This window comes from Pseudomonas sp. GM49, assembly GCF_000282355.1.
In the GTDB taxonomy this organism is placed as follows: domain Bacteria; phylum Pseudomonadota; class Gammaproteobacteria; order Pseudomonadales; family Pseudomonadaceae; genus Aquipseudomonas.
In genome coordinates, this window is record NZ_AKJL01000296.1 from 1 (window position 1) to 23,469 (window position 23,469).

At 59.4% G+C, this 23,469-nt stretch carries 19 protein-coding genes, 4 tRNA genes and 1 pseudogene; 3 read left to right on the forward strand and 21 right to left on the reverse strand.

Annotated elements, in window-relative coordinates; translation table 11 throughout:
* On the reverse strand, nt 1-3,678 hold a 3,678-nt coding region (locus PMI29_RS03410), incomplete at its 3' end, for a peroxidase family protein (protein ID WP_008003258.1).
* Nucleotides 3,679-3,976: 298 nt separating this feature from the next.
* Nucleotides 3,977-4,336, reverse strand: a complete 360-nt coding sequence (locus PMI29_RS31525; protein WP_008003261.1) for a hypothetical protein — start codon at nt 4,334-4,336, stop codon at nt 3,977-3,979.
* 72 nt (nt 4,337-4,408) lie between these two features.
* Between PMI29_RS31525 and PMI29_RS03405 the strand changes: the two genes are divergently transcribed.
* The gene (locus tag PMI29_RS03405; RefSeq protein WP_008003262.1) at nt 4,409-5,896 is read left to right on the forward strand and encodes a sensor histidine kinase; all 1,488 of its coding nucleotides are present in this window, start codon (nt 4,409-4,411) and stop codon (nt 5,894-5,896) included.
* Between the two features lie 45 nt (nt 5,897-5,941).
* On the opposite strand, the gene PMI29_RS03400 is transcribed toward PMI29_RS03405, so the two are convergent.
* The 5 genes from PMI29_RS03400 to PMI29_RS03380 form a co-directional block, all read right to left on the reverse strand.
* Nucleotides 5,942-6,652, reverse strand: a complete 711-nt coding sequence (locus PMI29_RS03400) for a response regulator (protein ID WP_008003263.1) — start codon at nt 6,650-6,652, stop codon at nt 5,942-5,944.
* A gap of 594 nt (nt 6,653-7,246) precedes the next feature.
* Nucleotides 7,247-7,322: transfer RNA gene (locus PMI29_RS03395), tRNA-Gly, on the reverse strand.
* 2 nt (nt 7,323-7,324) lie between these two features.
* Nucleotides 7,325-7,400 (reverse strand) — tRNA-Glu (locus PMI29_RS03390).
* Nucleotides 7,401-7,504: 104 nt separating this feature from the next.
* Nucleotides 7,505-7,580, reverse strand: a tRNA-Gly gene (locus PMI29_RS03385).
* Nucleotides 7,581-7,582: 2 nt separating this feature from the next.
* Nucleotides 7,583-7,658: transfer RNA gene (locus tag PMI29_RS03380), tRNA-Glu, on the reverse strand.
* A gap of 384 nt (nt 7,659-8,042) precedes the next feature.
* On the opposite strand from PMI29_RS03380, the gene PMI29_RS03375 reads away from it, so the two are divergent.
* A complete protein-coding gene (locus PMI29_RS03375) occupies nt 8,043-8,801 on the forward strand; it encodes a hypothetical protein (RefSeq protein WP_033052714.1) in 759 nt (252 codons plus the stop codon).
* A gap of 241 nt (nt 8,802-9,042) precedes the next feature.
* On the opposite strand, the gene PMI29_RS33200 is transcribed toward PMI29_RS03375, so the two are convergent.
* The 4 genes and pseudogenes from PMI29_RS33200 to PMI29_RS03360 form a co-directional block, all read right to left on the reverse strand.
* Nucleotides 9,043-9,924, reverse strand: a complete 882-nt coding sequence (locus tag PMI29_RS33200; RefSeq protein WP_431196861.1) for a methyl-accepting chemotaxis protein — start codon at nt 9,922-9,924, stop codon at nt 9,043-9,045.
* Nucleotides 9,904-11,007, reverse strand: a pseudogene (locus PMI29_RS33205) (HAMP domain-containing protein); the annotation flags it as partial. The pseudogene PMI29_RS33205 and the gene PMI29_RS33200, both read right to left, overlap by 21 nt.
* Nucleotides 11,008-11,115: 108 nt before the next feature.
* Nucleotides 11,116-12,501: an aminotransferase-like domain-containing protein gene (locus tag PMI29_RS03365; protein WP_008003266.1), complete on the reverse strand. Its 1,386-nt coding sequence runs from the start codon at nt 12,499-12,501 to the stop codon at nt 11,116-11,118.
* Nucleotides 12,502-12,671: 170 nt separating this feature from the next.
* Entirely contained in the window at nt 12,672-13,433 is a 762-nt protein-coding gene (locus PMI29_RS03360) for an SDR family oxidoreductase (protein WP_008003267.1), read from the reverse strand.
* Nucleotides 13,434-13,669: 236 nt separating this feature from the next.
* Between PMI29_RS03360 and PMI29_RS03355 the strand changes: the two genes are divergently transcribed.
* Nucleotides 13,670-14,674 carry an NADP-dependent oxidoreductase gene (locus PMI29_RS03355; protein ID WP_008003268.1) on the forward strand — a complete coding sequence of 335 codons (1,005 nt, stop codon included), beginning with the start codon at nt 13,670-13,672 and terminating at the stop codon, nt 14,672-14,674.
* A 71-nt stretch (nt 14,675-14,745) separates the two neighbouring features.
* On the opposite strand, the gene pyrF is transcribed toward PMI29_RS03355, so the two are convergent.
* The 10 genes from pyrF to PMI29_RS03305 form a co-directional block, all read right to left on the reverse strand.
* Entirely contained in the window at nt 14,746-15,444 is a 699-nt protein-coding gene (gene pyrF, locus PMI29_RS03350; RefSeq protein ID WP_007974578.1) for an orotidine-5'-phosphate decarboxylase, read from the reverse strand.
* A gap of 434 nt (nt 15,445-15,878) precedes the next feature.
* The gene (locus tag PMI29_RS03345; RefSeq protein WP_008003269.1) at nt 15,879-16,934 is read right to left on the reverse strand and encodes an AI-2E family transporter; all 1,056 of its coding nucleotides are present in this window, start codon (nt 16,932-16,934) and stop codon (nt 15,879-15,881) included.
* Between the two features lie 69 nt (nt 16,935-17,003).
* Nucleotides 17,004-17,810: a DUF4892 domain-containing protein gene (locus tag PMI29_RS03340; protein ID WP_008003270.1), complete on the reverse strand. Its 807-nt coding sequence runs from the start codon at nt 17,808-17,810 to the stop codon at nt 17,004-17,006.
* Nucleotides 17,811-17,818: 8 nt separating this feature from the next.
* A complete protein-coding gene (locus PMI29_RS03335; RefSeq protein WP_008003271.1) occupies nt 17,819-18,478 on the reverse strand; it encodes a glutathione S-transferase family protein in 660 nt (219 codons plus the stop codon).
* Between the two features lie 50 nt (nt 18,479-18,528).
* Nucleotides 18,529-19,383 carry an alpha/beta hydrolase gene (locus tag PMI29_RS03330; protein ID WP_008003272.1) on the reverse strand — a complete coding sequence of 285 codons (855 nt, stop codon included), beginning with the start codon at nt 19,381-19,383 and terminating at the stop codon, nt 18,529-18,531.
* Complete coding sequence (locus tag PMI29_RS03325; protein ID WP_008003273.1) at nt 19,380-20,186, reverse strand: alpha/beta fold hydrolase; 807 nt, start codon at nt 20,184-20,186, stop codon at nt 19,380-19,382. Before PMI29_RS03325 ends, PMI29_RS03330 begins: the two co-directional genes overlap by 4 nt.
* 113 nt (nt 20,187-20,299) lie before the next feature.
* Nucleotides 20,300-20,743 (reverse strand): hotdog fold thioesterase, encoded by a 444-nt coding sequence (locus PMI29_RS03320; protein ID WP_008003274.1) that lies wholly within the window; start codon nt 20,741-20,743, stop codon nt 20,300-20,302.
* Between the two features lie 32 nt (nt 20,744-20,775).
* The gene (locus tag PMI29_RS03315; RefSeq protein WP_008003275.1) at nt 20,776-22,443 is read right to left on the reverse strand and encodes an AMP-binding protein; all 1,668 of its coding nucleotides are present in this window, start codon (nt 22,441-22,443) and stop codon (nt 20,776-20,778) included.
* A gap of 197 nt (nt 22,444-22,640) precedes the next feature.
* Nucleotides 22,641-23,096 carry a phosphohistidine phosphatase SixA gene (gene sixA, locus PMI29_RS03310; protein WP_008003276.1) on the reverse strand — a complete coding sequence of 152 codons (456 nt, stop codon included), beginning with the start codon at nt 23,094-23,096 and terminating at the stop codon, nt 22,641-22,643.
* A complete protein-coding gene (locus PMI29_RS03305) occupies nt 23,093-23,440 on the reverse strand; it encodes a DUF4389 domain-containing protein (protein ID WP_008003277.1) in 348 nt (115 codons plus the stop codon). The genes sixA and PMI29_RS03305 overlap by 4 nt, the downstream gene beginning before the upstream one ends.
* Nucleotides 23,441-23,469 lie beyond the last annotated feature (29 nt).

Below are 23,469 nucleotides of genomic sequence, written 5' to 3' on the forward strand. Positions count from 1 at the left end.
CCCGCCGATACCGTCGGCACCGAAACCGGCGGTGCCGACGAAGGCCCGCAGGCCGCTGACGAGATCGAAGTTGGTGAGGATGCTGCCCCTGGCCGTGATGTTGGCGATGATGGCTGCGTTTTGTTCATCGCCGCGCAGGAAGTCGGCGAAGGCCGACCCCGACAGGCCCTCCACTTCCGCGAACCGGTCATAGACCGCATCGGGCGATTGTCCCACCGCGCCCACGATATTGCCCGCGGCATCGGGCACCGCGTGATAGGGACTGAAGAAGGGAACTACCATGTCGACGGTCACGCCGTACTGGTCATTCTTGTAGGTGGTCCAGTCGAACCCGGACATACCGTCCATCTTGTCCTGAGCGTCACTGGCGACGAAGATGTCGTCGCCGCCCTCGCCGATCATTTCATCGAAACCGCCCTTGCCGATGAAGATGTCGTTGCCGGGCACATCGTCGGTCAAGGTCGGGCTCATGTTATCGCCGGGCGCACCGTCCTGGGTGCCGCCCTCGATCCAGTCGTCACCTTCGTTGCCGGTCGGCGCGAGGTTGACCTTGGCGCCGAGGATGAAATCGTCACCCGCGCCGCCGAAGGTCATCGTGATGTCTTCGGTGGTGATGATGAAGTCTTTGCCCGCACCGCCGAGGACCAGATTGTTGCCGGCGAGGGTCGAGTTACCGGCCTGGATGACGTCGTTGCCGTCCTCGCCGCGAATGACGTCGTCGCCGCCGATGTCGGTGATGATGTCGTCACCGGTGCCGCCGAAGATGTTGTCGTTGCCGTAGCCGCCGTCGAGCCGGTCATTGCCGGCGTCGCCATAGACGGTGTCGTCGTCCGAGTCGCCGGCAATGAGGATGTCGTTGCCGGCCGTGCCGCCAAGCACGACCGTATCACCGCCGGTGTAGTGCAGATAGTTGGTATCCGGGCCCACTGTGTCGGGGTTGTCGCGGATCACCAGCGGCGTGAAATGGTCAATCCGTGGTGAGCCGATCGGGTGGTCCGACGGGCCAAAGGGGTCGGCGTTGGCTGGCAGATCGTCGGCCGTGCCGAGGATGCCGTCCGGGCCGGCCACCACACTCTGGTTGAACTGGTGCGTCGGGTCGACTTCCAGGATGAAGGCCGGCGTCTGGAAGATGTTAGCCGGCAGGTGTGTTGCGTCGCTGTTGAGCATCACCAGATTGGAGAACGAATTGTTCTCAAGCTCAGTGCCGAAGTTGAGTCCCGCGGTGCGTGCCAGGTAGTAGAAGCGGTCACCATTCTGCAGGTTTTCCAACTGGGTTTCGAAGACGAAGTTGAAGCTCGAACCCAGCTGGCCGCCAAAGGGCATCTTCTCCTCAGCCAGGCCGCCGATCCAGAAATCGACGGAGTCCAGGCCGGTGGTGGTCACGTCGTCTGCGGTGTGCAGAATACCGTCCGCACCGGCGGTGCTGGCCCAGACACCGGTACTGTTGAGGAAGTCCAGGCGATCAGCTGGCGCCGTGGCGCTGCCGAGCACGAGATCCACAGCCGCGGCGCGCTTGGCCGCCAGCGTCGTAGCGCCAGTGATGGTTGAATGCGTACCGTAGGCGGCGATGAAGTTGATCAGCGATTCCGGGTGTTTCATGTGCTGCACGAAATCGGCCCAGCTCGTGTAGGGGGTCAACTGGCTATCGCCGGTCATGTGGTAGAACTCGCGCCGCGCCGCGTTCAGCGACGGGATGCCGGCGTCGCGGCCGCGCGCCAGGTTGAGCGCGGGAAGGTCGAGCGGCAGGCCGACCAGATTGTTGCGCAGAGCATCAGTGACAAACTCGTCGATCTCGTTGCCGACCTGCCGCGTGATGCCGCGCACGATGGCGCCAGCCGCCTGCTCAGGAGTCGGGCCGCTCGCAGCAAACGCGAGAGGGTTGAGGAAGGCGGCGATCAGGCCGGTCTGTTGATTGCCCGGGTCAACCGGATTGCCGTCGCCGACGACGTTGAAGTTGGGGTCGAAACGATCGACCGTCTCCAGCAGCATCGAGTGGCCGAAGCGAAAGACCGTGTGCGCGAACTCGGCGACGATCGACGGGTCGATCGTGGTGTCGTTACCCATAGGCGCCAGGAAGACGTCCACTTGCGGCTGGATGGTGCGCGCGAACTCCTCGAACACCAGGTGTTGGTACTGCATCTCGGTGCCGAACTTGGCCGCCTGGAACAACCGCTCGCCGTTCCAGTGCAGGGCCGCGATGTCGGCCGGCGTCACTGGCAGCGCTGTCAGTTGGGCATCGGGCATCAGCCACTTGTTCAGGAAATCGAGGTCGGCGGAGGCCAGCACTGTCTCCTTGGTCTGGTCAATCAGCCGGTTGTGCTCGCTGTGGAAGATCTCATGCACCGTGGTCAGGCCGATGTTCTCGTTGACCCGGCCATCGCCGGCAATGTAGTGCTTGTCGAGCAGCTCGTTGTCGTAGGTACCGGGGGCTTGCGGGCCGCCAATGACGGTGTCCGCGTCAGGCGTCAGGCCGCCGGTCGGATCGGCACTGTGGGCGATGTCGATAAGGAACTGGTGACCGGTGCGCACGGCGTTCACCAGGCTGATTGGCGCGGCCCGATTACCCTCGACGAGTACGTCATCGGCCGTGCCGGGAAGGCCATCCGCGCCCATCATCACGACTTGTGGGAGGCCGTTAGGCCCCTTGATGAAGTTGCCATAAGCATCGGTCGCCAGCAGCGGTACGTTGAACACGTCCGCATCGGTCAAGTTGATGCCGAGCAGATCACGGGCCTGGGCCTTGACGACTGCCCAGGTGGCCATGCCGCCGATTTCGACGTCATCAGCGGTGCCGAATTGCCCATCGACGCCCAGATCACGATTGGTGATCAGCTTGCCGGTGGCTACCGGATCGCCAGCGGCGTTGAGCTCATACGCGCGCAGGAACACCTGGTGCGAGGGATGCGAGCTGTAGGTCTGGTTCTGGTCGACAAACGGCGAGGTGGTGTTGCTCTGCTCGTGGATGTCATCGGCGGTGCCCAGAATGCCGTCGGGGCCGGGCAGATTGGTGGCGCGCGTCAGCACCATGAAGTTGGTCGGGCTGCCCGGTACGAATAGCGGGTCATCCGGCTGCAGCGGAATAAAGACTGTGCCGCTGCCGCCCTTGGTGACGAGGTCCAGGCCATGGTCGAAGAACTGGCCAAAGAAAGTCATCCACTGGTTGAACGGCACGGTCAGGCCCGCGTCCGGCGTGATATTAGGGATCTGGAAGACGGAAACGTCGTCGGCGGTGCCGAACAGGCCATCCAGACCGGGGCTGGTGACCGTCTGTGAATCCGGATTGGCCGCTGCGGCCGCGACCGCCGCCGGATTGTTGGCGGTCTGGTCGACGATCAGGTTACTGATGGTGCGCGGCTGCGAGTCAAAGACGAAACCGCTGGTCTGCAGGTAGGAAGTCGGCGTGGTTCCGCCAGGATCGGCGGGGCCGAAGAAGCCGACCGGCTGGACCTGCGCGGTATTGAACACCGGCGTCGTCATACGCGGGAAGATGTTGTCGGCGGCGCCAAACTGGATCTGGGGATCGGCCAGGTTGTTGTAGATGCCGGAAACGGTGCGCAGGCCGAAGGGTACTTCTACGTTCGGCAGCATGTCAGCCAGACTCTCGCCTGCCGCATGCCGTTCGGCGATGAAAATTTGTTCGAGAATGAATTCGAGATCGGACTTGATGAAGCTGGCCATGGCTGTTTCCTCGATGCATAACTAGTCAGGAAACCACATGCGTAATGCTTGGCTGCAACTACGTGGTTTAGTGTTGAACCCCATAAACAAAAAACAGAAATTGAACGACGGGACCTGATTTCACGGCGACACAGAGCCCTTACCGAATCGCGTGCGATCAGCAGTGCTCAGCTGAGGGTCAATGCCTCATGGCAACCGTATCTACAGGCTGGTGTTACGCCTCAAGGAGGGGACGGCCCATGAGTGCAGGACGAAAAGAAGGGGTAACTTGCAAAAGGCCCCGTCACATATCGGGGCTCTATCCTTCTGTCCATAACGCTCTCTCAGGAATAGGGGGCTGGTCACAGATGCCACACATCCAGCGATCAGAGTCATTGGCCGGAATATGCTCGCGAAGATCGCCATAGTCCGTGACTTCCTGAGTGGTGATGGCACGGTTCTGCGTCCATGCGGCTTGGTCAACAAGCCTTTTATCCATGAGAAAGCTGGCATCGACTACGATTTGACTAGTATGTTGAATGCCAAGCGTGCAGACGTTTCCATCCTGGCCTGTATGGCCGTAAAGTGACAGTACAGGGCGCGAATGGCCAACCACACTATTGGTTTGCCGGAAATAGCGATTATCCAGATTGATCGAGAATCTTTTTAAACTGTTCATCGCGCCTCCCGCCTTCAACCTCAAACGCTAGCTTTACACTCCATTGAAAATGAGTATTGAGGTGCTACCCGGATGTGTACAGAGACGAAAGCCCAGTCAAATTCTGAGACCTTGGTCAATGAATCGGATCAGACCTTGGTCGAATCAGACGCTGGCCAAACGTCCAGTGGCGCAGTACCCGGGAGGCAGGGCACCCGTGGGAAACTGCGCCATTTGAGCCGCTCAACCCAGTTCGTAATCTGCGCCACGATAATTCTGGGGTTGACCATGACGTTCGTTGGAAACCTCGTAAGCCAGAGTATTGAAGATGCAACGGTTCAAACGGCGGCAGAGGCGGGGGCACGTTATATGGAGCACTTTCTCGAACCTTTCGTCCAAGGATTAACCACTGCCAAAGAACTCCCCATTGAAACTATTCAGACCATTGATCACTTGCTGTCCAGCACCTCGTTGAGTACACATATTGTCTCGGTGAAAATCTGGCTTCCAGACGGCACGATTGCCTACAGCACCGACAAATCCGCGGTCCAAAAACATTTTCCGACAGAGGAGATCTCACAGGCGCTGACAGGCAAGATCTATACAGAACTGGACAATGATCTTGAGGATAATACTGCGGATGATGTTGAGGATGCTTTTGAGCGAAGCCTGAATATTCCGCTCTATGAAATTTTTGCCCCACTGCGCGAAGCGGGTACTGGAAAGATTATTGCAGTTGGTGAGTTCTACGAAACCGCGCAAGCGTTACAGCGCGAAATCAATAACGTTCGCAAGAAAGTATGGGCGATAGTTGGTACAGCAACGATGGCCATGCTTCTGTTGTTATTTTTTATCGTTCGGCGTGACGACAAGATAATAAAACAGCAAATGGATGAGCAAGCCAGGTTGCACTCGAATAATGCCGCCCTTCAGCACAAAGTCACTACAGCCAATCGCGAATTTTCCAGAATCAATGAACTCACTCTTCGTCGGATCGGGGCAGATCTTCATGATGGTCCTGCTCAACTGTTGTCACTTATTCTCCTTCGCCTTGAAGAGCTCGAAGGTTCGCCAGGCGCCTCAGATGGGGAAGTCCTCGAAATGATCAGACGTGCCGGCGAGGATGCTCTAAACGAAGTGCGGGAAATATCACTCGGCCTGGCACTTCCGGAAGTCAATGATCTGACCCTGCACGATGCGCTGGTATTACTTGCTCAGCGGCACGAAGAGCGAACCGAGACGCGAGTCGAACTGGAGCTTGATACTCTTCCAAGCGATGTACCGATAGCGCATAAAATTTGTATTTACCGCTTCGCCCAGGAAGCATTGAACAATGCCTATATTCACGCCGGAGGAAAAGGCCAAAAACTCAGCGCCTTTTACTCCGAAGGGCTACTGGAAGTGCAAGTCAAAGATGCGGGAGTGGGTATTTCAACCGAGAAACCGAGTGTGCCAGGTCGAGGTAGAACTCATCTGGGCCTTGTCGGCATGCGCTATCGCGTCGAATCTCTCGGCGGAATATTCATCATTGAATCGGCGCCCCATACCGGAACCAAAGCCAGGGCGCAGTTCAAAATATGATCACCCGTGCCAAAATGATCGTTGTACTCAAGTAACCGGAAGCGCTTATGGCCCGTTGTTTGTCCTACCGTTGCCATTGAAGTCGCGGCGTTGAAGTGCACCGCACAAGCCAGGTATATGGTCACTCTCCCAATGCCGTCTCACTGCTGCGACTGCCTGCGTCCGGTTACGAACGCGTAGCTTGTACATGACATTCGTCATGTAGTGCTTGATTGTCTTCTCGCAGAGCTCGAGCTTGATAGCAACCTCGCGGTTAGTCAGGCCCTTCGATACCTCCCGGATAACTTGTTCTTCGCGATGGGTCAGCTCGACCTTTTGCTTATCACCCGCGTACGTTCTGAAATTGCTTAACAGCTTGCTGGCAAGCTTGGGTGTAATGAAGGTTTCACCACCGGCAACATTTCTGATGGCTTGTACAAGCTCACGACCGCTTATGCCTTTCAACGCATACCCCTGCGCGCCCGCTTCGAGGGCGGAATAGGCGTCCTCGATGGACTCGGATACCGTCAGCATCAAAATTTTAACTGCCGGCGAAGAAGCTGAGATCGCTCGCACGGCAGCAAAGCTATCGCCCGGCATATTTACATCCATGAGCAAAACATTCGGAGCAAAACGAGCGGCAATCTCCAGGGCATCATCGGCAGACCCGCCCTGCCCGACTACCTGAAAGTCAGCTATTTTCTTCAGCGCCATTGTGACCCCATCCCTCAATAGCGGGTGATCATCAACGATGCCAATCTTGATCATGGAACTCATAAAAAACTCCCCAGAAGAGGCGATGGAGCTGCATGGTGATGTCGCGCGTTTCATTTTTATCCCTCACGTCATGCCGAATCTGGCAAGCCCCGTCGTCTCCATGATGTCCGGGACGACAGCTGTTGTGGGTACCGAGGGGGAGTGCAACTAATGAGCCATTTCAATAGGGCGAAGAAAAAGTTCAAATCAATTAACAAGCTGTTTCTCAGTGCTTCAAGCGAGAGAAAGGGTGAGGGTGGGGAATATTCCTCAAATCAGGTGATAACCGCCCGGTTGGGTGGGTGAAATACCCCATTTATGGAGATAGTAGCGGCCCTGTTTCACCGACCGCTTCTGGTCGGGTCTGCTTGCCCTAAGGCGACGTGGATTCAACGGGTCGAGAAGGGCCGCTTCTGGCAAACAGCCACTCGGACCAGTCGCGCAATGACAGCGCCAGACTAGACGTGGATCCACCTGGGGGGCGTAGACACTGGCTGGAGGTGGCTTCCAGTGGAGCTCCCTGGATGAAAAAATGGGTTAAACGTCCATTTTTTCAATTTGGTTTTACACGCGCAAACAAAAACGCCGCTCAATGAGCGGCGTTTTCGTTAAATATGGAGCGGGAAACGAGACTCGAACTCGCGACCCCGACCTTGGCAAGGTCGTGCTCTACCAACTGAGCTATTCCCGCATTGGCGTCCCCTAGGGGACTCGAACCCCTGTTACCGCCGTGAAAGGGCGGTGTCCTAGGCCACTAGACGAAGGGGACACGCTACCCGGAACACATGGTGTGTGTTTCGGTGCCCAGATCCGCATCCGAAGACTTGGTTCTGGTTTCACTCAGCCCTGCCCGAAAGCAAAGCTGTTTAAAATTGGAGCGGGAAACGAGACTCGAACTCGCGACCCCGACCTTGGCAAGGTCGTGCTCTACCAACTGAGCTATTCCCGCATTGGCGTCCCCTAGGGGACTCGAACCCCTGTTACCGCCGTGAAAGGGCGGTGTCCTAGGCCACTAGACGAAGGGGACACACGTACAACATTCACTCCCTGCTTCGTTTCGCTGTGTGCTTTACGCTGCAAGTGGCGCGCATTCTATGGATGGATTGAGAGGTCGTCAACCCCCTGATATAAATTTATTTAAATCAATGACTTCGCCCTGCTTTTGGGCGCCATTGCGGTTTTTCCGCTGCCCGGCGTTTGACGCCTATATTCTGGCACCCGCCAAGACGTTATAGTCCAGCAGTGATGGCAATCTGTACATCGCTTGCCACCATTCATAGAAGCAGGGCTGCGGCCGATATAAGCGCAGGCATGTCCGATCCAACCCGTCATGCGGGCCTGGGCGCTCAAATGCCAAGCCACTAAACTCGTATGCGTACCCTATAAAGAGGTCTTACCGGTGACGCCACTCATGATCACCCTGCTAGTCGTAGCCGGGATCGCACTGTTGATCGCCATTGGTTACATGAACCATGTGGTGGAAAACAACAAGCTGGAAAAGGCCCGTACCAAGATCGAGCTCAATGATCGTCTGCGTCGCTGCGGCGAAATCACCGAGACTTTCCCCGGCCAGTTGATGACCCCGGCACTCAAGCTGTTGTTGACCCGCCTGGAACTGAACGTATGCCAGCGCCTGCTCAACCTGGAAAAATCCAGCGCCAACCTCAAGGCACGGATCGCCGAGCTGGAGGTCCTTGTCGGCCAGGGTGAATCCATCCCGGTCAACAATCCGCCAGCACCGATCCAGACCGAAGCCAAAGCCAAGGATGTACGTTTCCTGCTCGAAGCCCTGCACGGCCAAATCACCCGCGCGGCACAGGACGGCTTCCTGGCCCCCAACGAGGCCAAACGCTGGATCCGTGAAGTGCGCCACATCCTCGTGCTGCTGCACATCGAGTTCTTCAACAACCTCGGCCAGCACTCCCTGCAACAGAACCAGCCCGGACAGGCTCGCCTGGCATTCGAGCGCGGCGTGCAATACCTGCGCAAACAACAGGAACCACAGGTTTACGCCGAGCAACTGGAATACCTGGAAAAACTCCTGGCCCGCGCCAATGACCAGGTCATGGATCGCATTGCGCCGGTCGAAGGCGAAGTCAACCAGTTGACCGAAGGCCTCAAGGACGTCGAAGCTGACGCGGACTGGAAAAAGAAAGTGATCTACGACTGATCGGCGAAAACAGAAAAGCCACCGCAAGGTGGCTTTTTTTTGTTCTTCACGCTGTACCTGTAGGAGCCAGCTTGCTGGCGATGTTCTCAAGTGCGCCGCGTTTATCCAGTTCTCACGCGTCATCGTTAACGACCATCGCTGCGATGCGGCGACCCGACAAGCCAGCTCCCACAGGTATTGCGCTATCAGTGTTTCCCGGTATTGCGTGATGATCCTTTTTTTGGCCAGGCCGATGATCATTTCAAAGCCTGAAATGCCCCACCATCCCCTTCAGCTCAACCCCCAGTTGCGCCAGCTCAATGCTGGACGCTGCATTGCCCTGCATTGCCAGCGATGACTGATCGGCACTGGCACGAATACTGGTGACACTGCGGTTGATCTCTTCGGCCACCGAGCTCTGTTCCTCGGCTGCCGCAGCGATCTGCTGGTTCATCTGCTGGATCAACGATACCGCCGCGGCAATACTGCCCAGCGCACTCTCGGTCTGCAAGGCGTCGCTGACTGCCAGCTTCACCAACTCGCCACTGCTCTGGATCTGCTGCACCGACGACTGCGCCGCCGAACGTAAAGCGCTGACCAGGCGTTCGATTTCCTCGGTCGATTGCTGGGTTCGCTTGGCCAATGCACGCACTTCATCGGCCACTACGGCAAAGCCCCTGCCCTGCTCCCCGGCCCGGGCGGCCTCGATCGCCGCGTTCAACGCCAGCAGGTTGGTCTGCTCCGCCACGCTTTTGATCACACTCAAGACCGTGCCGATGTTCTGGATTTCCGCACTCAGGCTTTCGATGCTCGAACTGGCGGATGTAGCCGAATCCGCCAACTGCTCGATTCGCGCCATGCTCTGGCGTACCACCTGCTGACCGCTTTCAACCTTGCCGTCAGCCGTTTGCGCAGCCAAGGCTGCTTCCTCGGCGTTACGCGCGACATCATGCACCGTGGCCGTCATCTGATTCATTGCGGTGGCGACCTGCTCGGTTTCCTCTTTCTGCGTGCTGACTTCGAGGTTGGTCTGCTCAGTCACCGCCGACAGCGATTGGGCAGAAGTCGCCAACTGTTCGATACCCGACTGCAAGCCGCTGACTATATGGCTGAGCCCCGCCCCCATTTGCTGCATTGCCTGCATTAACTGACCGATTTCGTCACGGCGAGTCACGTCAATGGTCGCACTCAAATCCCCTGAGGCAATCTGCTGCGCCACATGAATCACACTGCGCAGCGGTGCCACGATCAACCGGGTGATGAACCACGCGGCAACCAGCCCAACCAGCAAGGCCAGGGCGGAAGAGCCGATGATCAGCAGCGAGTTCTTTTTCAGTTCAGCCTGCATCGCCTGGTCTTGCGCGACATAAGCCTGATCCACCCGCTCGACCACCTGGGCTGCGCGCTGATGCAATTGTTGATAGACGGTTTTTTCCTGTTCCAGCAGGCCGGTGTACTCGGCGAGCTTGTCACTGAAACTGGCGATATGGCCCATCACCTCATTGAGGACGGTCTGGTAACCCTCATCCTTGACTGTGGTCTTGAGTTGCTCGGCCTGGGTCAATGCCTGGCTGGCCTGTTCTATCTTGCCCTGCCCGGCGCTGTCGTCGCCTTTGCGGCTTTGATCCAGACGCACGCGTGCTTCATTCATGGCTTGCAGCATCAAGCGTGAAACCTGGCTGACCTGACTGGCCTGTTCGATGAATTGCGCACCGTCCTTGCCTTCGGAGTCTTTCAGGGTATAAGCCCCGTCATCGGCGAGCCCGGACTGCAATACGTCAAGATTATTGGCCACGCTGGACACCGACCAACTGGCCATTTCCAGCGCCAGGTCCTTGGCCTGGGTGAGCGAGACAAACTCGTCGAAGGCCTTGCGATAGGCCCCCAAAGACTGTTCGACATCATTCATCACCGGCACGTTGGCCGCAGACGCGGCCTTCAGCTGTCCGGCCAGGGCGATCAGGCCATCGACGCCCTCGTGCAGGGCATCGACGGTTTTCGGATTGCCACGCAATGCGTATTCCTGCTCCAGCAACCGCACCTTGAGCAAACCGCTGTTGAGCGATGACATTTGCTTGAGCCCGTCGAAGCGCTGGCTGATCGTTTGCAGGGACCAAACGCCAATGCCCGCCACCAGCGCAGTCAACAACAGCACCAGGACAAACCCGATACCCAGTTTTTTCGCCATACCGAGGTTGGCAAAACGTCCTTGCACGGCCGAAATCATTGCACTTAGTCCCCTGCCAAAGTCTGTAGACGCAGATTCGCAACGGGCCAGTAGCAACACAAGGCTCTGGCGCCGCAATAATGGCAAAAAGCTACGCCAACGTCGTTTTCAGAACGCTTGAGGTCGATCCCGGGCAGTGGCCTGAAAGAACGCACGGGCACGCGGATCGCAGGCATAGGCCACGTTGATACGCTGCCAGTCATTGGCCTCACCCGAGGGATTGAAGGCAGTCTTCGATGACAGCAGCACACCCAGACGCCGTGCCTGGGTCCGCACCTGATCGTAATCGGACATTCGTGATCGAGCCCAGATGAACAGGCCTCCCGCCGGTTTGCCGAAAACCTCCCATTCGGCATCTTCGAGCAATTGCAACACCGCCAGCCGGTCGCTGTTCAAGCGTTGGCGCTGACGCTGCACCAGTTTGCCGTAGGCACCGTTAGCCAACAGGCACGCCAGCACCGACTCGCAAAATTGTGAGGCGCCCATGCCAGTGATCATCTTGACCTCGGCCAGACGCGTAATGACTTCGGAACCGGCCACCACGAAACCAACCCGCAAGGAACTGCTGAGTGTCTTGGAATAGCTGCCCACGTAGATCACGCTGTCGTCCAGCGCAGCCAGTCGCGTACCGGAACCGCTATGCAAATCCGTATAAACGTCGTCTTCGATCACCTGCACGCCAAAGGTCCTGGCCAGCTGCAGCACGCGGCGCGCCACCGCCGGTGCAAGGCTGCTGCCGGTCGGGTTGTGATAGAAGCTATTGATGACCAGCCCTTGAGGCCGGTGTTTGACCAGCACCGATTCGAGCACGTCCACGTCCGGCCCGCGCGGTGTTCGCGGCACCTCGACCATGTGAATGCCGTGCAGCCTGAGCAGATCGAACAGCACCGGATAACCGGGACTTTCCACGACCACACAGTCACCGGCCTTGAACAGTGTCCGCACGATCAGGTCGAGCCCCTGACTGGCACCCGCCGTGGTCATGATCCGGTTGTCCTGCACCCGGATATCCAGGTGCCTGAGGCGTTTGAGGATCTGTTGTCGCAAGGCTGGCAAACCCAGCGGCGTGCTGTAGTTGAACAGGCTGGCCGTATCGGTACGACTGACTTGCCGAATCGCGTAAATCAGATCGTCCGTCTCGCGCCAGCTTTCGGGCAGCCCGCCACAACCCAGCCTCAACTCACTCGAACAGGGCCCGGGCTCGGGCGCAGCCCCCTCGAACCACGCCGGCTCGTGCTTTGCACCCGCGGCCAATGCCGGGTTGGCGACCGCATAGCCCGCCCCATGACGTGACACCAGCATCCCCTGCGTGACCAGGCGCTCGCAGGCCTGGGTGACGCTTGACTGACTGAGCAAATTGATCTGCGCGATCTGTCGCACCGAAGGCAGGCGCGTACCGGGCGATACCCCGCTGGAATGAAGCCAGCAGGTCAGCGCGTCAACAATTTGCTGTACGACGGGCACCAGCGCCTGTCGGTCGATTCTCAATTCCATGAGCAAGCAAACTCCTGTTGATTTTGCGGGAAGCAGTTAATCACAGGAGTGTTCGAAGGCATGTGCGACAACGCCGCCAAAACCCATTGCTCTAATCATTTGAAACACATTGCCCGGTCCCTTTGTGCAACCAAAAAACCTGTGGGAGCGGGTGTATTCGGTGTGTTGTGTTAAAACGCGGTAACACCACCGTCCACGGCCAATGAATGCCCTGTGGTGAACGCCGCGCCATCGCTGCACAGGTACAGCACCGCACTGGCGATCTCTTCGACCTTGCCAATGCGACCGACCGGATGCATGGCGTTGGCGAACTCGCCTTTTTTCGGGTCGGCTTCATAAGCGCGGCGGAACATATCCGTGTCGATCACCGCCGGGCACACGGCGTTGACCCGGATCTTTTTCTTGGCGTACTCAATGGCCGCCGACTTGGTCAGGCCGATCACCGCATGTTTAGAGGCTGCGTAGATGCTCATCTTCGGCGCTGCCCCAAGGCCGGCCACCGATGCCGTATTGACGATCGCGCCGCCCCCTTGCGCCAGCAGCAGCGGCAACTGGTATTTCATGCACAGCCAGACGCCTTTGACGTTGACGCCCATGATCGCGTCGAACTCGTCGAGCGTACCTTCGGCCAGCTTGCCTTTCTCGATTTCGATGCCGGCATTGTTGAAGGCATAGTCAAGGCGACCGTAAGTGTTGATCACCTCATCCATCAGATTTTTTACATCACTTTCCAGGGTAACGTTGCAGCGCACAAAGGTCGCTTCCCCACCGGCCGTACGAATCAGCGCCACCGTGCCCTCGCCGCCCGCCGTGTCCATATCGGCCACCACTACCTTCAGGCCTTCAGCGGCAAATGCCTGGGCGGTCGCACGGCCAATACCGGCCGCCCCGCCTGTCACCACAACCACCTGGCCGGAAAACGTCATGCTCATTGTTATGTCCTCGAAGAGAAGTAAGCGGGGAATCGCGCAGGACCAGTCTAGCCATGGAGGCCCTGAACACGGCAGCACTATCAAGACTCCGGTTGGGTGCCCATGAGTTGCAGTGATGGAACTGCCGTACCAACTATCACTGCACTGGATCAACCTGCATTCGCCGCATCAGCCGAACTTGCGGCATCGTCGCTGACCGGCTATCAACAAAGCTCCATTCATCTTGAGTGCCTGCCATGACCTCCCAGACCAATCGCCAATTCCTGCTCGCCAAACGTCCGGTTGGCCCGGCGACCCGCGAGACATTCACCTATCAGCAAGTGCCGGTCGGCGAACCGGCGGCGGGTCAGATTCTGGTCGAAAACCAATACCTGTCCCTGGATCCGGCCATGCGCGGCTGGATGAACGAAGGCAAGTCCTACATCCCCCCGGTCGGGCTCGGCGAAGTCATGCGCGCCTTGGGTGTGGGCAAAGTCATTGCGTCGAACAACCCGGGGTTCGCGATCGGGGATTACGTCAACGGCGCCCTGGGCGTGCAGGATTTCTTCCTCGGCGAGCCGCGAGGCTTCTACAAGGTCGATCCGAAACTGGCACCGTTGCCACGTTACTTGTCGGCACTGGGCATGACCGGGATGACGGCGTACTTCGCCTTGCTCGACGTCGGCGCTCCGAAGGCCGGTGACACTGTGGTGCTGTCGGGCGCAGCCGGCGCCGTGGGCAGCATTGCCGGGCAGATCGCCAAGATCAAAGGGTGCCGGGTGGTTGGCATCGCTGGCGGCGCCGACAAGTGCAGGTTCCTGATCGATGAACTGGGTTTCGATGGTGCTATCGACTACAAGAGCGAAGACGTCCTCGCCGGCCTCAAGCGCGAGTGCCCGAAAGGCGTCGACGTGTATTTCGATAACGTGGGTGGCGACATTCTCGACGCGGTGTTGAGCCGCCTGAACTTGAAGGCGCGGGTGGTGATTTGCGGTGCCATCAGCCAGTACAACAACAAGGAAGCGGTCAAGGGGCCGGCCAACTATCTGTCGCTGCTGGTCAACCGCGCACGCATGGAAGGTTTTGTGGTGATGGACTACGCCGCCCAATACGCCAGCGCAGCCCAGGAAATGGCCGGCTGGATGGCCAAGGGGCAGCTCAAGAGCAAGGAAGACATCGTCGAAGGACTGGAGACTTTCCCGGAGACGCTGATGAAATTGTTCAACGGCGAGAATTTCGGGAAGTTGGTGTTGAAGGTTTGACTCAACATTTGAAGTGACCACAAAACCGCTGTGGGAGCAGCCGGTCGACGCTCCCACAGGTTTAGCGGTGTTTAAGCCAGTTCGGCCACAACCGAAGCCAATGCCTTGGCTGGATCCGCCGCCTGACTGATCGGACGGCCGATCACCAGATAGTCGGAACCGGCATCCAGTGCCTGACGTGGCGTCAGGATGCGACGCTGATCGTCCTGGGCGCTGCCCGCCGGACGAATCCCCGGGGTCACCAGTTGCAGCGACGGATGCGCCGATTTCAGCGCCTGGGCTTCCAGGGCCGAGCACACCAGACCGTCCATCCCGGCTTTTTCCGCCAGGGCGGCCAGGCGCAGCACCTGTTCTTGCGGCTCGATGTCCAGCCCGATGCCCGCCAGATCTTCACGCTCCATGCTGGTCAGCACGGTCACGCCGATCAGCAATGGTTTAGGACCGCTGCGCTGATCCAGCACTTCACGGCACGCGGCCATCATGCGCAGACCGCCGGAGCAATGTACGTTGACCATCCACACGCCCATTTCCGCAGCCGCTTTGACGGCCATCGCGGTGGTGTTCGGGATGTCGTGGAACTTGAGGTCCAGGAACACTTCGAAACCCTTGTCGCGCAGGGTCCCGACGATTTCCGAGGCGCAGCTGGTGAAGAGCTCTTTACCGACTTTGACCCGGCACAGCTTCGGGTCCAACTGATCGGCCAGCTTCAGTGCGGCGTCACGGGTAGGGAAATCCAGGGCGACGATGATAGGAGTCTGGCAGGCGGACATGAGTGGGCTCTCAGGCAAGTCGAAATCGGCGCGCATTGTAGCGGAACCAGCGCCGCTGCGGGACCCGATGATCGGTAAATCGTCGAGACGGCTCAGGCAAGACTAGCCCCCGAGGCCATTGTGTCGAGTTCGATACACACACGACACGCCCGCAACACCCAGGCGGGCTACCCTCAGCACCCGCAACAGGTCCCTGCAACAGCACTTCCCGCCTCAGGGTCGGACGCCTGTGCTGGAACCACAACTTCGCAGCCCATCTTTGTGGTTGGCAGCCTACCTGGCAGGTGTTGGCCTGACTGCGGTTATCCATCTACCACGTATTTGAAAGCCACACCGACCCTTTGTGGGAGCGAGCCTGCTCGCGATGAGGCCCTGTACTGCAACAAAAAGCCCACTGACCCTCAGCGGCTCAGCGGGCTACGGATCCTGGACCTTCAGGGCCGGCGATCTTCAACCCGTGCCTGAGTCTTGCTCCAGTCGATCAACAGGCTGTAGGCCACTGCCAGCAATGTCGGGCCAATGAACAGACCAATAAAGCCAAAGGCAATCAACCCGCCAAACACCCCAAGCAGCACAATGACCAGCGGCAGATTACCACCACGGCTGATCAGGTACGGCTTGAGCACGTTGTCGACACCGCTGACGATGAATGTGCCCCAGATCCCGAGGAATATGGCCAACCCGTACTCGCCTTTCCAGGCCAGCCACGCGGTCGCCGGAATCCATACCAGCGGCGGGCCCATCGGGATCAGGCTGAGCATGAAGGTCACGATGCCGAGCACCAACGCACCCGGTACGCCGGCAATCAGGAACCCGATCAGCGCCAGGATCGCCTGGGCCGCCGCCGTGCCGATCACACCGTTCACCACCCGCTGTACCGTGCCCGCTACCAGTTCAATGTAGTAGCCGGCCCGTTGACCGATCAGCCGCTCCAGCAAAGTGTGTACAAACGCCGCCAGACGCGGCCCGTCACGATAGAAAAAGAACACGAAGACGATGCTCAGGGTCAGCTCGAGAATACCGCCGCCGATCTGCGCGCTGCGCGCCAGCAACCAGTTACCCACCTGCCCCAGATAAGGCTTGAGCGACATCATCATCGCCGCGCCCTGCTCATCGATGCTGTTCCAGATCCCGACCAGCCGCTCGCCCACCAGGGGAATCGAACCCAGCCAGGCCGGTGCTTCGGGCAGCCCCTCGACCTGCGCATCCTTGATGAATGCCGTGGCATCGCGCACATGATCGGCAAGGTTGAAACCCAACCACACCAGCGGTGCCGCTACCAGCACCATCCAGCCCAGCGTCAGCAATGCCGCAGCCAGAGACTCGCGGCCATTGAGCCAACGGGTCAACAAGCGCATCAGTGGCCAGCTGGCGAATGCCAGGACCGCGCCCCAGAACATCGCCGACCAGAACGGCGCCATCACCCAGAAGCTCGCGCCGAACAGCACCACGAGCAGGATCTGCACCAACAGGCGATCGTTATTGATCATCAAAGGTCTCGAAAAAGTCAGTCAGCAAAAGAGTAGGCGAACGCAGCGTGCACGTTCGCCCGGTACAGCCTAGCGCAATAGCTCGATGTGCAGGCCAGAGCCTTCGGCACTGCCGGTTTCCATCCGCGCGGCACGCACGCCCTGGGCAATCAGGGCCTGACGCCAGGCTTCGGCGTTCGCTCCGGAAATACTGACCCGCAAGGTGGTGTCCAGATTCAGTCCGCGAGAAATCAGGCGTAGCCAGGTCTCGTCAGGTGCGCCGCTCAACGTGGAAAAATCGAGCTCGCCGGTGCTCTTGAGTTCACGCAGCAAGGTCGCGGAGGTCGGCAACAACTCGCCCAGCGGCGCCGAAGCGTCGAACTGTTCGACATGCAGGTAGGCTTTGCGATTACCGCGGGTGATGCTGTACAGCGCGACGAGCGTGTTGTCCCGTGGAGCGGCAAGTCGCAGCAGCAAATAGGCTTGTTGATCATCGGCGCCGTACAGCTTGGCGTTGCCGAAGATTTGATTGGCCCAGAGGCTGCTTTCGCCGCAATCGCGCGCCTGGCACCAAAAGAGCAACCCGGCGTCCTGTTTTTGCAAAGCCTCGCGGGCAGCGGTGAACGCCTCGATGGATGAATGCTCCGGTGGCAACTCGTAGGTCACCGAAGTGACGTTGCCGCGGGCACTGACCTGACCGTCGAAACGTAACTGGCCACTGATCTTGCGGATCGAGCCCAACGGGTAGATCCGCTCCAGCCCGGCGGCCGGGCGATAGTCGACAATCTGGGCGTCGGCCATACGCGGCACTATCGGCAGATCCTGACTGCCCGGAAGATCGGCGGCGAACAACAAGGGACTGAAACTGCACAGCACCAGCAAACTGAATGAACGCATGGATAGACTCATCGGATCAGCATGGCCTGGGCGCCCTTGATGACACTGGCTTCATCGGCGCGTTGCGGTACCTGCAGACCACGCTGCACCGCCGGCCGAGCCTCCAGGGTGGCCATCCAGCGTTGCAACGCCGTCAAGCCCTCCACCGAGACGCCCGACCACTCGTAACCGCGCACCCAAGGAAAGGTGGCGATGTCGGCAATACTGTATTCGCCGGCGAGAAACTCCACGCTTTGCAAACGCGTGTCGAGCACTTCGTAGAGGCGACGGGTTTCATGTTGATAGCGGTCGATGGCGCCCTGGAGTTTTTCCGGAAAGTAGCGGAAGAACACATTCGCCTGGCCCTGCATCGGGCCGATCCCCCCCATCTGGAACATCAGCCACTGCAGCACCACCGAACGTCCCTTCGGGTCGCCAGGCATCAGTTTGCCGGTCATTTCTGCGAGGTAAATCAGGATGGCGCCGGATTCGAACACAGCGAAATCGCCGTTGGCGCGGTCGACAATCGCCGGAATCCGGCCATTGGGGTTGATCTTGAGGAAGTCCGCGGACTTCTGCTCCTTTTTGTCGAAACTCAAAGCATGCACCGTGTAGGGCAGGCCGAGTTCCTCGAGCACGATAGAGACCTTGTGGCCATTCGGGGTCGCAGCGGTGTAGAGATCTATCATGGTTGTCTCCCATTTCAACCCGCCAAGCCTCGACAGTTGCCCGGCGCAAGTCAAGGAATGGCGAAGAACCGATTGAAACAGTCTGCGACAAGATCGGCACCGGACTCGTCATTCAGGTGCAAATGGTGGCCGCCTGGCAGCTGTTCCCGGCTAAAGGGTAGACGCTCGAGCAATTCCGGGTGTTTGGCGAGCATGCCGTCAGCAGCGACCACCAGTGTTGCAGGACATTTGACCCGCTGGACGAAGGCCATTGCCTGTTCGGTTGTAAGACGCAGCGGCGATGGCAGCGTGAGGCGATTGTCGGTGCGCCAGGTATAACCGCCCGATACCGGCATCAGACCACGCTGCGCCAGCAGTTCGGCAGCCTCGCGGCTGACCGCCACCAGGCCCTTCATACGCGCTTCGATGGCTCGGTCGAGGGTGTCATAGACCGGTTTGCGCTTTTCCCGCAGATCCAGTTGCGCTTGCAGGGCCATGCCCATGCGCTCGGCAGCGTTTTCACCTTTGTCTGTAGGAGGAATGATGCCGTCGATCAACGCCAGGTGGGTGACCCGCTCGGGCATCGACCCGGCGATGATCAGCGAAGCGATAGCGCCCATCGAATGCCCCATCAGCGCAAATTTCTTCAGTCCAAGCTGTTCGGCGACTTGCAGCACATCGTGGGCATAGTCCCACATGGCGTAACCGGCTCCCGGCGGGCGATGCCCGGAATGACCGTGACCGGCCATGTCCAGCGCAATGATGCGCAGGCCTTTGAGTTTGGGTGCCAGGCGGGCAAAGCTGTTGGCGTTGTCCAGCCAGCCGTGCAGGGCAATGACCGGCACACCGTCTTCAGGACCGAACAGGTGCGCCGCCAGCTCGATGTGCGGCAGACTCAGGCGGACCTCTTCGACGACGTGGCTCATGCGCAATCCTGTTGTCGACGGCCGTCCCAGCGGTAGAACAGGCCTTTGAGCATTTCAGCGGTATCAAGGGGACGTTCAAGCGGAAACATGTGGCCGCCGGGCATGGTCAACGACTCGCCCAACGGCAGGCGGTCGACCGAACTGGCGTGATGGCGCATCACCACACGACTGTTGTGCCCGCGAACCACCGCCAACGGCACTTGCAACTGCCGGGTGCTACCCGGGCTGGTGTGCGGCACGCCGCGATAGATGCTGATTTCCGTGGCCGGGTCGAACCGCAGGCGCAGCTTGTCGCCAACCTGGTGCAAACCATGTTGCAGGTAGGCATCGAAGCATTCCGGGTCAAAACCGCGGAACAGGGTTTTACCGGCAAAATACTTCCGTGCACTTTCCAGGTCGGCAAACTCTTCACGGCGGCCCAGGGTACGCCCGGCCGGGGTCAAGCGGTCGATGAAGCCGAAACGCTTGGCCGCACGGATCACCCATCGATCGGTTCGGGTCAGCACTGGCGAGTCGAGCATCACCACCCCGCGATACAGTTCGGGGCAGCGCAAGGCCGCATGCAAGTGCAACACCCCACCGAAGGAATGACCGACGCCCCACACGGGCTCGGCCTGTTGTTGCAGGTGATGAATCAGCTCATCCACCAGGTTGTACCAGTTGTCGTCCGCCGGGTAACGCGGGTCGTGGGCGTGCTGCTCCAGATGCGTCACCTGAAACTCGGGGGCCAGCGCCGCAAACAACTTGCCGTAGGTCCCCGAAGGAAAACCATTGGCGTGGGCGAAAAAGATCTGTTGCGACATACCTGCAAATCCATAAGCGAGAACAGGCGTTGATTGTCCGCAAGACCGCGTCCTGCAGCAATGACCGTAACTGACAGGAATGATGACAGTCCGGTCAAAGCCATGGCTTTGGTTCAACGCGCCGGCGGATTCTCACCCAACGGCACCACCGCCATGGTCAGTCGCGACACGCAGCTGGCCTTGCCCTCATCGCTGGTCAGGCGAATGTCCCAGACATGGGTCGTTCGGCCGATGTGGATCGGCTTGGCCACCGCCGTCACCCGCCCGCTGCGCAGGCCGCGCAAATGGTTGGCGTTGATTTCCAGGCCCACGCAATAGAACTTGCTGGCATCGATGCACAGGTAACTGGCCATGGAGCCGACCGATTCGGCCAGCACCACCGAGGCGCCACCATGCAGCAAGCCGTAAGGCTGATGGGTGCGGTGATCGACGACCATGCTGGCGGTCAGGGACTCGTCGTCGAAGGCTTCGAAACGGATGTCCAGCACTTCGCCGATGGTGTTTTTCTGGATTGCGTTCAACTGTTCGATGTTGGGAGTGGTGCGCCACAGGCTCATCGCAGAGTTTCCTTGTTGGTTTTGTTCGTGGATCAATCCTGCCACAGCACCGCTTCGCTATGCTCGCTCCATTCTTCAAAGCGCTCACCATAAGCCGCTTCGATCACATTGCGCTTGATCTTCAGGGTCGGAGTGAGAAAGCCGTTTTCCACGGCCCAACTGTCCTTGACCACCACCAGGCGCCGCAGTCGCTCATGTTTGTCGAGGGCGCTGTTGACCTCTTCCAGCAGTTTTTCCAGGCTGGAATGCAAGCCGGCGCGCGCGGCCCCGCCGGCATCCTGCTGGCCAACCGCCGACAACACACACAAGCCCAACGGTGCACCCAAGCCATCGCCCACGACACAGACCTGTTCGATGCGTGAGTGCACGGCCAGGCGATTTTCAATCGGTGCCGGGGCCACGTATTTGCCTTTGCTGGTCTTGAAGATTTCCTTCAGACGTCCGGTCAGGCGCAGATTGCCATCCGCATCCTCCTCGCCCTTGTCGCCGGTGCGCAGGAAGCCGTCCTCGGTAATGGTGTCGGCGGTTTTTTCCGGTTCCTTGTAATACCCGAGCATGGTCGCACCACTGCGCACCATGACCTCCCCCGTCTCGGCGATCCGCACTTCGACTTCCGGGCACGGTTTGCCGATCCAGCCCGGTTTGTTCTGGCCCGGCATGCAAATGTGCGAATAGCCGCAACTCTCGGTCATGCCGTAGACCTCCAGCACATCCAGCCCCAGTTTGCGGTACCACAACAACAAGGTCTGCGGCACCGGCGCAGCGCCGGACAGCGCAATGCGCAACGCATCCAGCCCGAGCCCGGCAAGGACCTTATGCCCGACCCGTTTGCCGATGATCGGCAGGCCGAGCAGGAAGTCGAGACGTTTTGCCGGGATCTTGCTGTACACGCCCATCTGGAATTTGGTCCAGATACGCGGCACGCCGAACAGCGCGGTGGGACGTGCACGCTGCAGGTCGGTGAGAAAGGTGTCCAGGCTCTCGGCGAAAAATACCGTCTGACCGGTATAGATCGACGCAAGCTCGACGAACATCCGCTCGGCAACGTGGCACAGCGGCAGGTAGGACAACAGCCGGTCCGACTCGTTGAGGCCGAACAACGAAGTGCCGCGAGTGGTGGCGAACCCCAGAGTGCCGAAGCTGTGCATCACGCCTTTGGGCATGCCAGTGGTGCCGGAGGTGTAAATGATGGTCGCCAGTTGATCGGCGGCAGGTTTGGGATCGTCCTGGATCGGCGAGCTGCGTTGCAGGTCGGCCCAGCTGAAATCGAACGTACCCGGCGGATGCAGGGGCAGGCTGATGGTCGGCAGGTCGGGGCTGACGCCACGGGACATGCCTGGCCAGTCGTCGAGCTTGCCGATGAACGCCAGCGCCGCTTCCGAGTGTTCAAGTACCTGGGAAACCGATTCGGCGGTGAGGTTGGGGTACAACGGCACCGACACATGCCCGGCCATCCAGATCGCCAGGTCGGCAATGATCCAGTGGGCACAGTTCTTTGAGATCAGGGCGATATGGCTGCCGTGCGGCAGTTCCCGCGCTCGCAACCAATGGGCCGCGCAACGGGCCTGGTGACCGACATCCGCCCAGGTCAAGGTCTCGACCTCGCCACCTCCGACAGGCTGGACCAGGAAGCGCTGGCGGGGATGACGGGCCTCACGCTCGTAGAAAACGTCCAGAGGCAAACGAAAAGCAGCAGACATGACTCGCTCCTGTGTTTTTGGTCTGGAGCAAGCGTAGTCAACCAAGCAAGTGCTTGGTTGACTATTTCATTCAAAACTTTCCAGGCGATGACGTCCCTGTGGGAGCGTGGCTTGCCCGCGATGCAGGCTCCGCGGTTTATCAGGTAAACCGAGTCGATACCTTCGCGGGCAAGCCACGCTCCCACAGAAATGCGGCGTTATGGGGACTTGATGCTGTCGAGTTTCATCGACCCGATCAGCAACTCCTCACCCTTGATTTCGGCTAATCCGGCGGTGCTGACTTTTTCCGGCGGATGCCCGGCGCCATGTTGCAGGTAGCTCAACAAATTCCCCACCAGCGGGTTGTGACTGACCAAAAGGACGTTGCTCACCGACACCAGTTGCTCGGCCACTTTGTCCGGATCGGTTTCCGGGGTAAGCCATTCGACGGTGCGGATTTCCGGTTCGAATCCCAGTGTTTCGCGCACCAGTTGCGCCGTCTGCTGCGCTCGCAGGTACGGACTGGCGTAGATCGCCGTCAGCGGTTGGCCCATCAGTAGCGCGGCGCTGCGCAGCACCTCCTCACGACCGTGGTCTGTCAGTTCCCGCTCCGAATCGTGGGGACGGGCACCGTGCGGAACGGCTTCACCATGACGCAATACCCAGAGTTTCATAGCTTGGGTTCCTCATCTCGGGCCGGATGCGGTGCCGGTGCCACGACATGCGGCGCTTCACCTTCCGGCGTACGCGGCATCGGCCAATCGGCGAACGGCCAGGGTTTCTGGTCGCTGTGAAAGCTGCCGAAACGACCGATCTGCGCCAAGAACTGGCTCAGGCTGTCGCCGAAGTTCATCAGGCTGGCGCTCGGGGCGCCATAGAACAAACGATAGATCAACTGCACGAGCACGACGGCGCCGAGGATGAACTGCGCCACTTGCCACACCAGCACGAAGAGGATCATCCACAACACGCGCAGCAGGATGGATTCGTACCTGGCTTCTACTTTCGGATCGTTCATGCGCAACTCCCTGCTTTTCTGGCAAACGT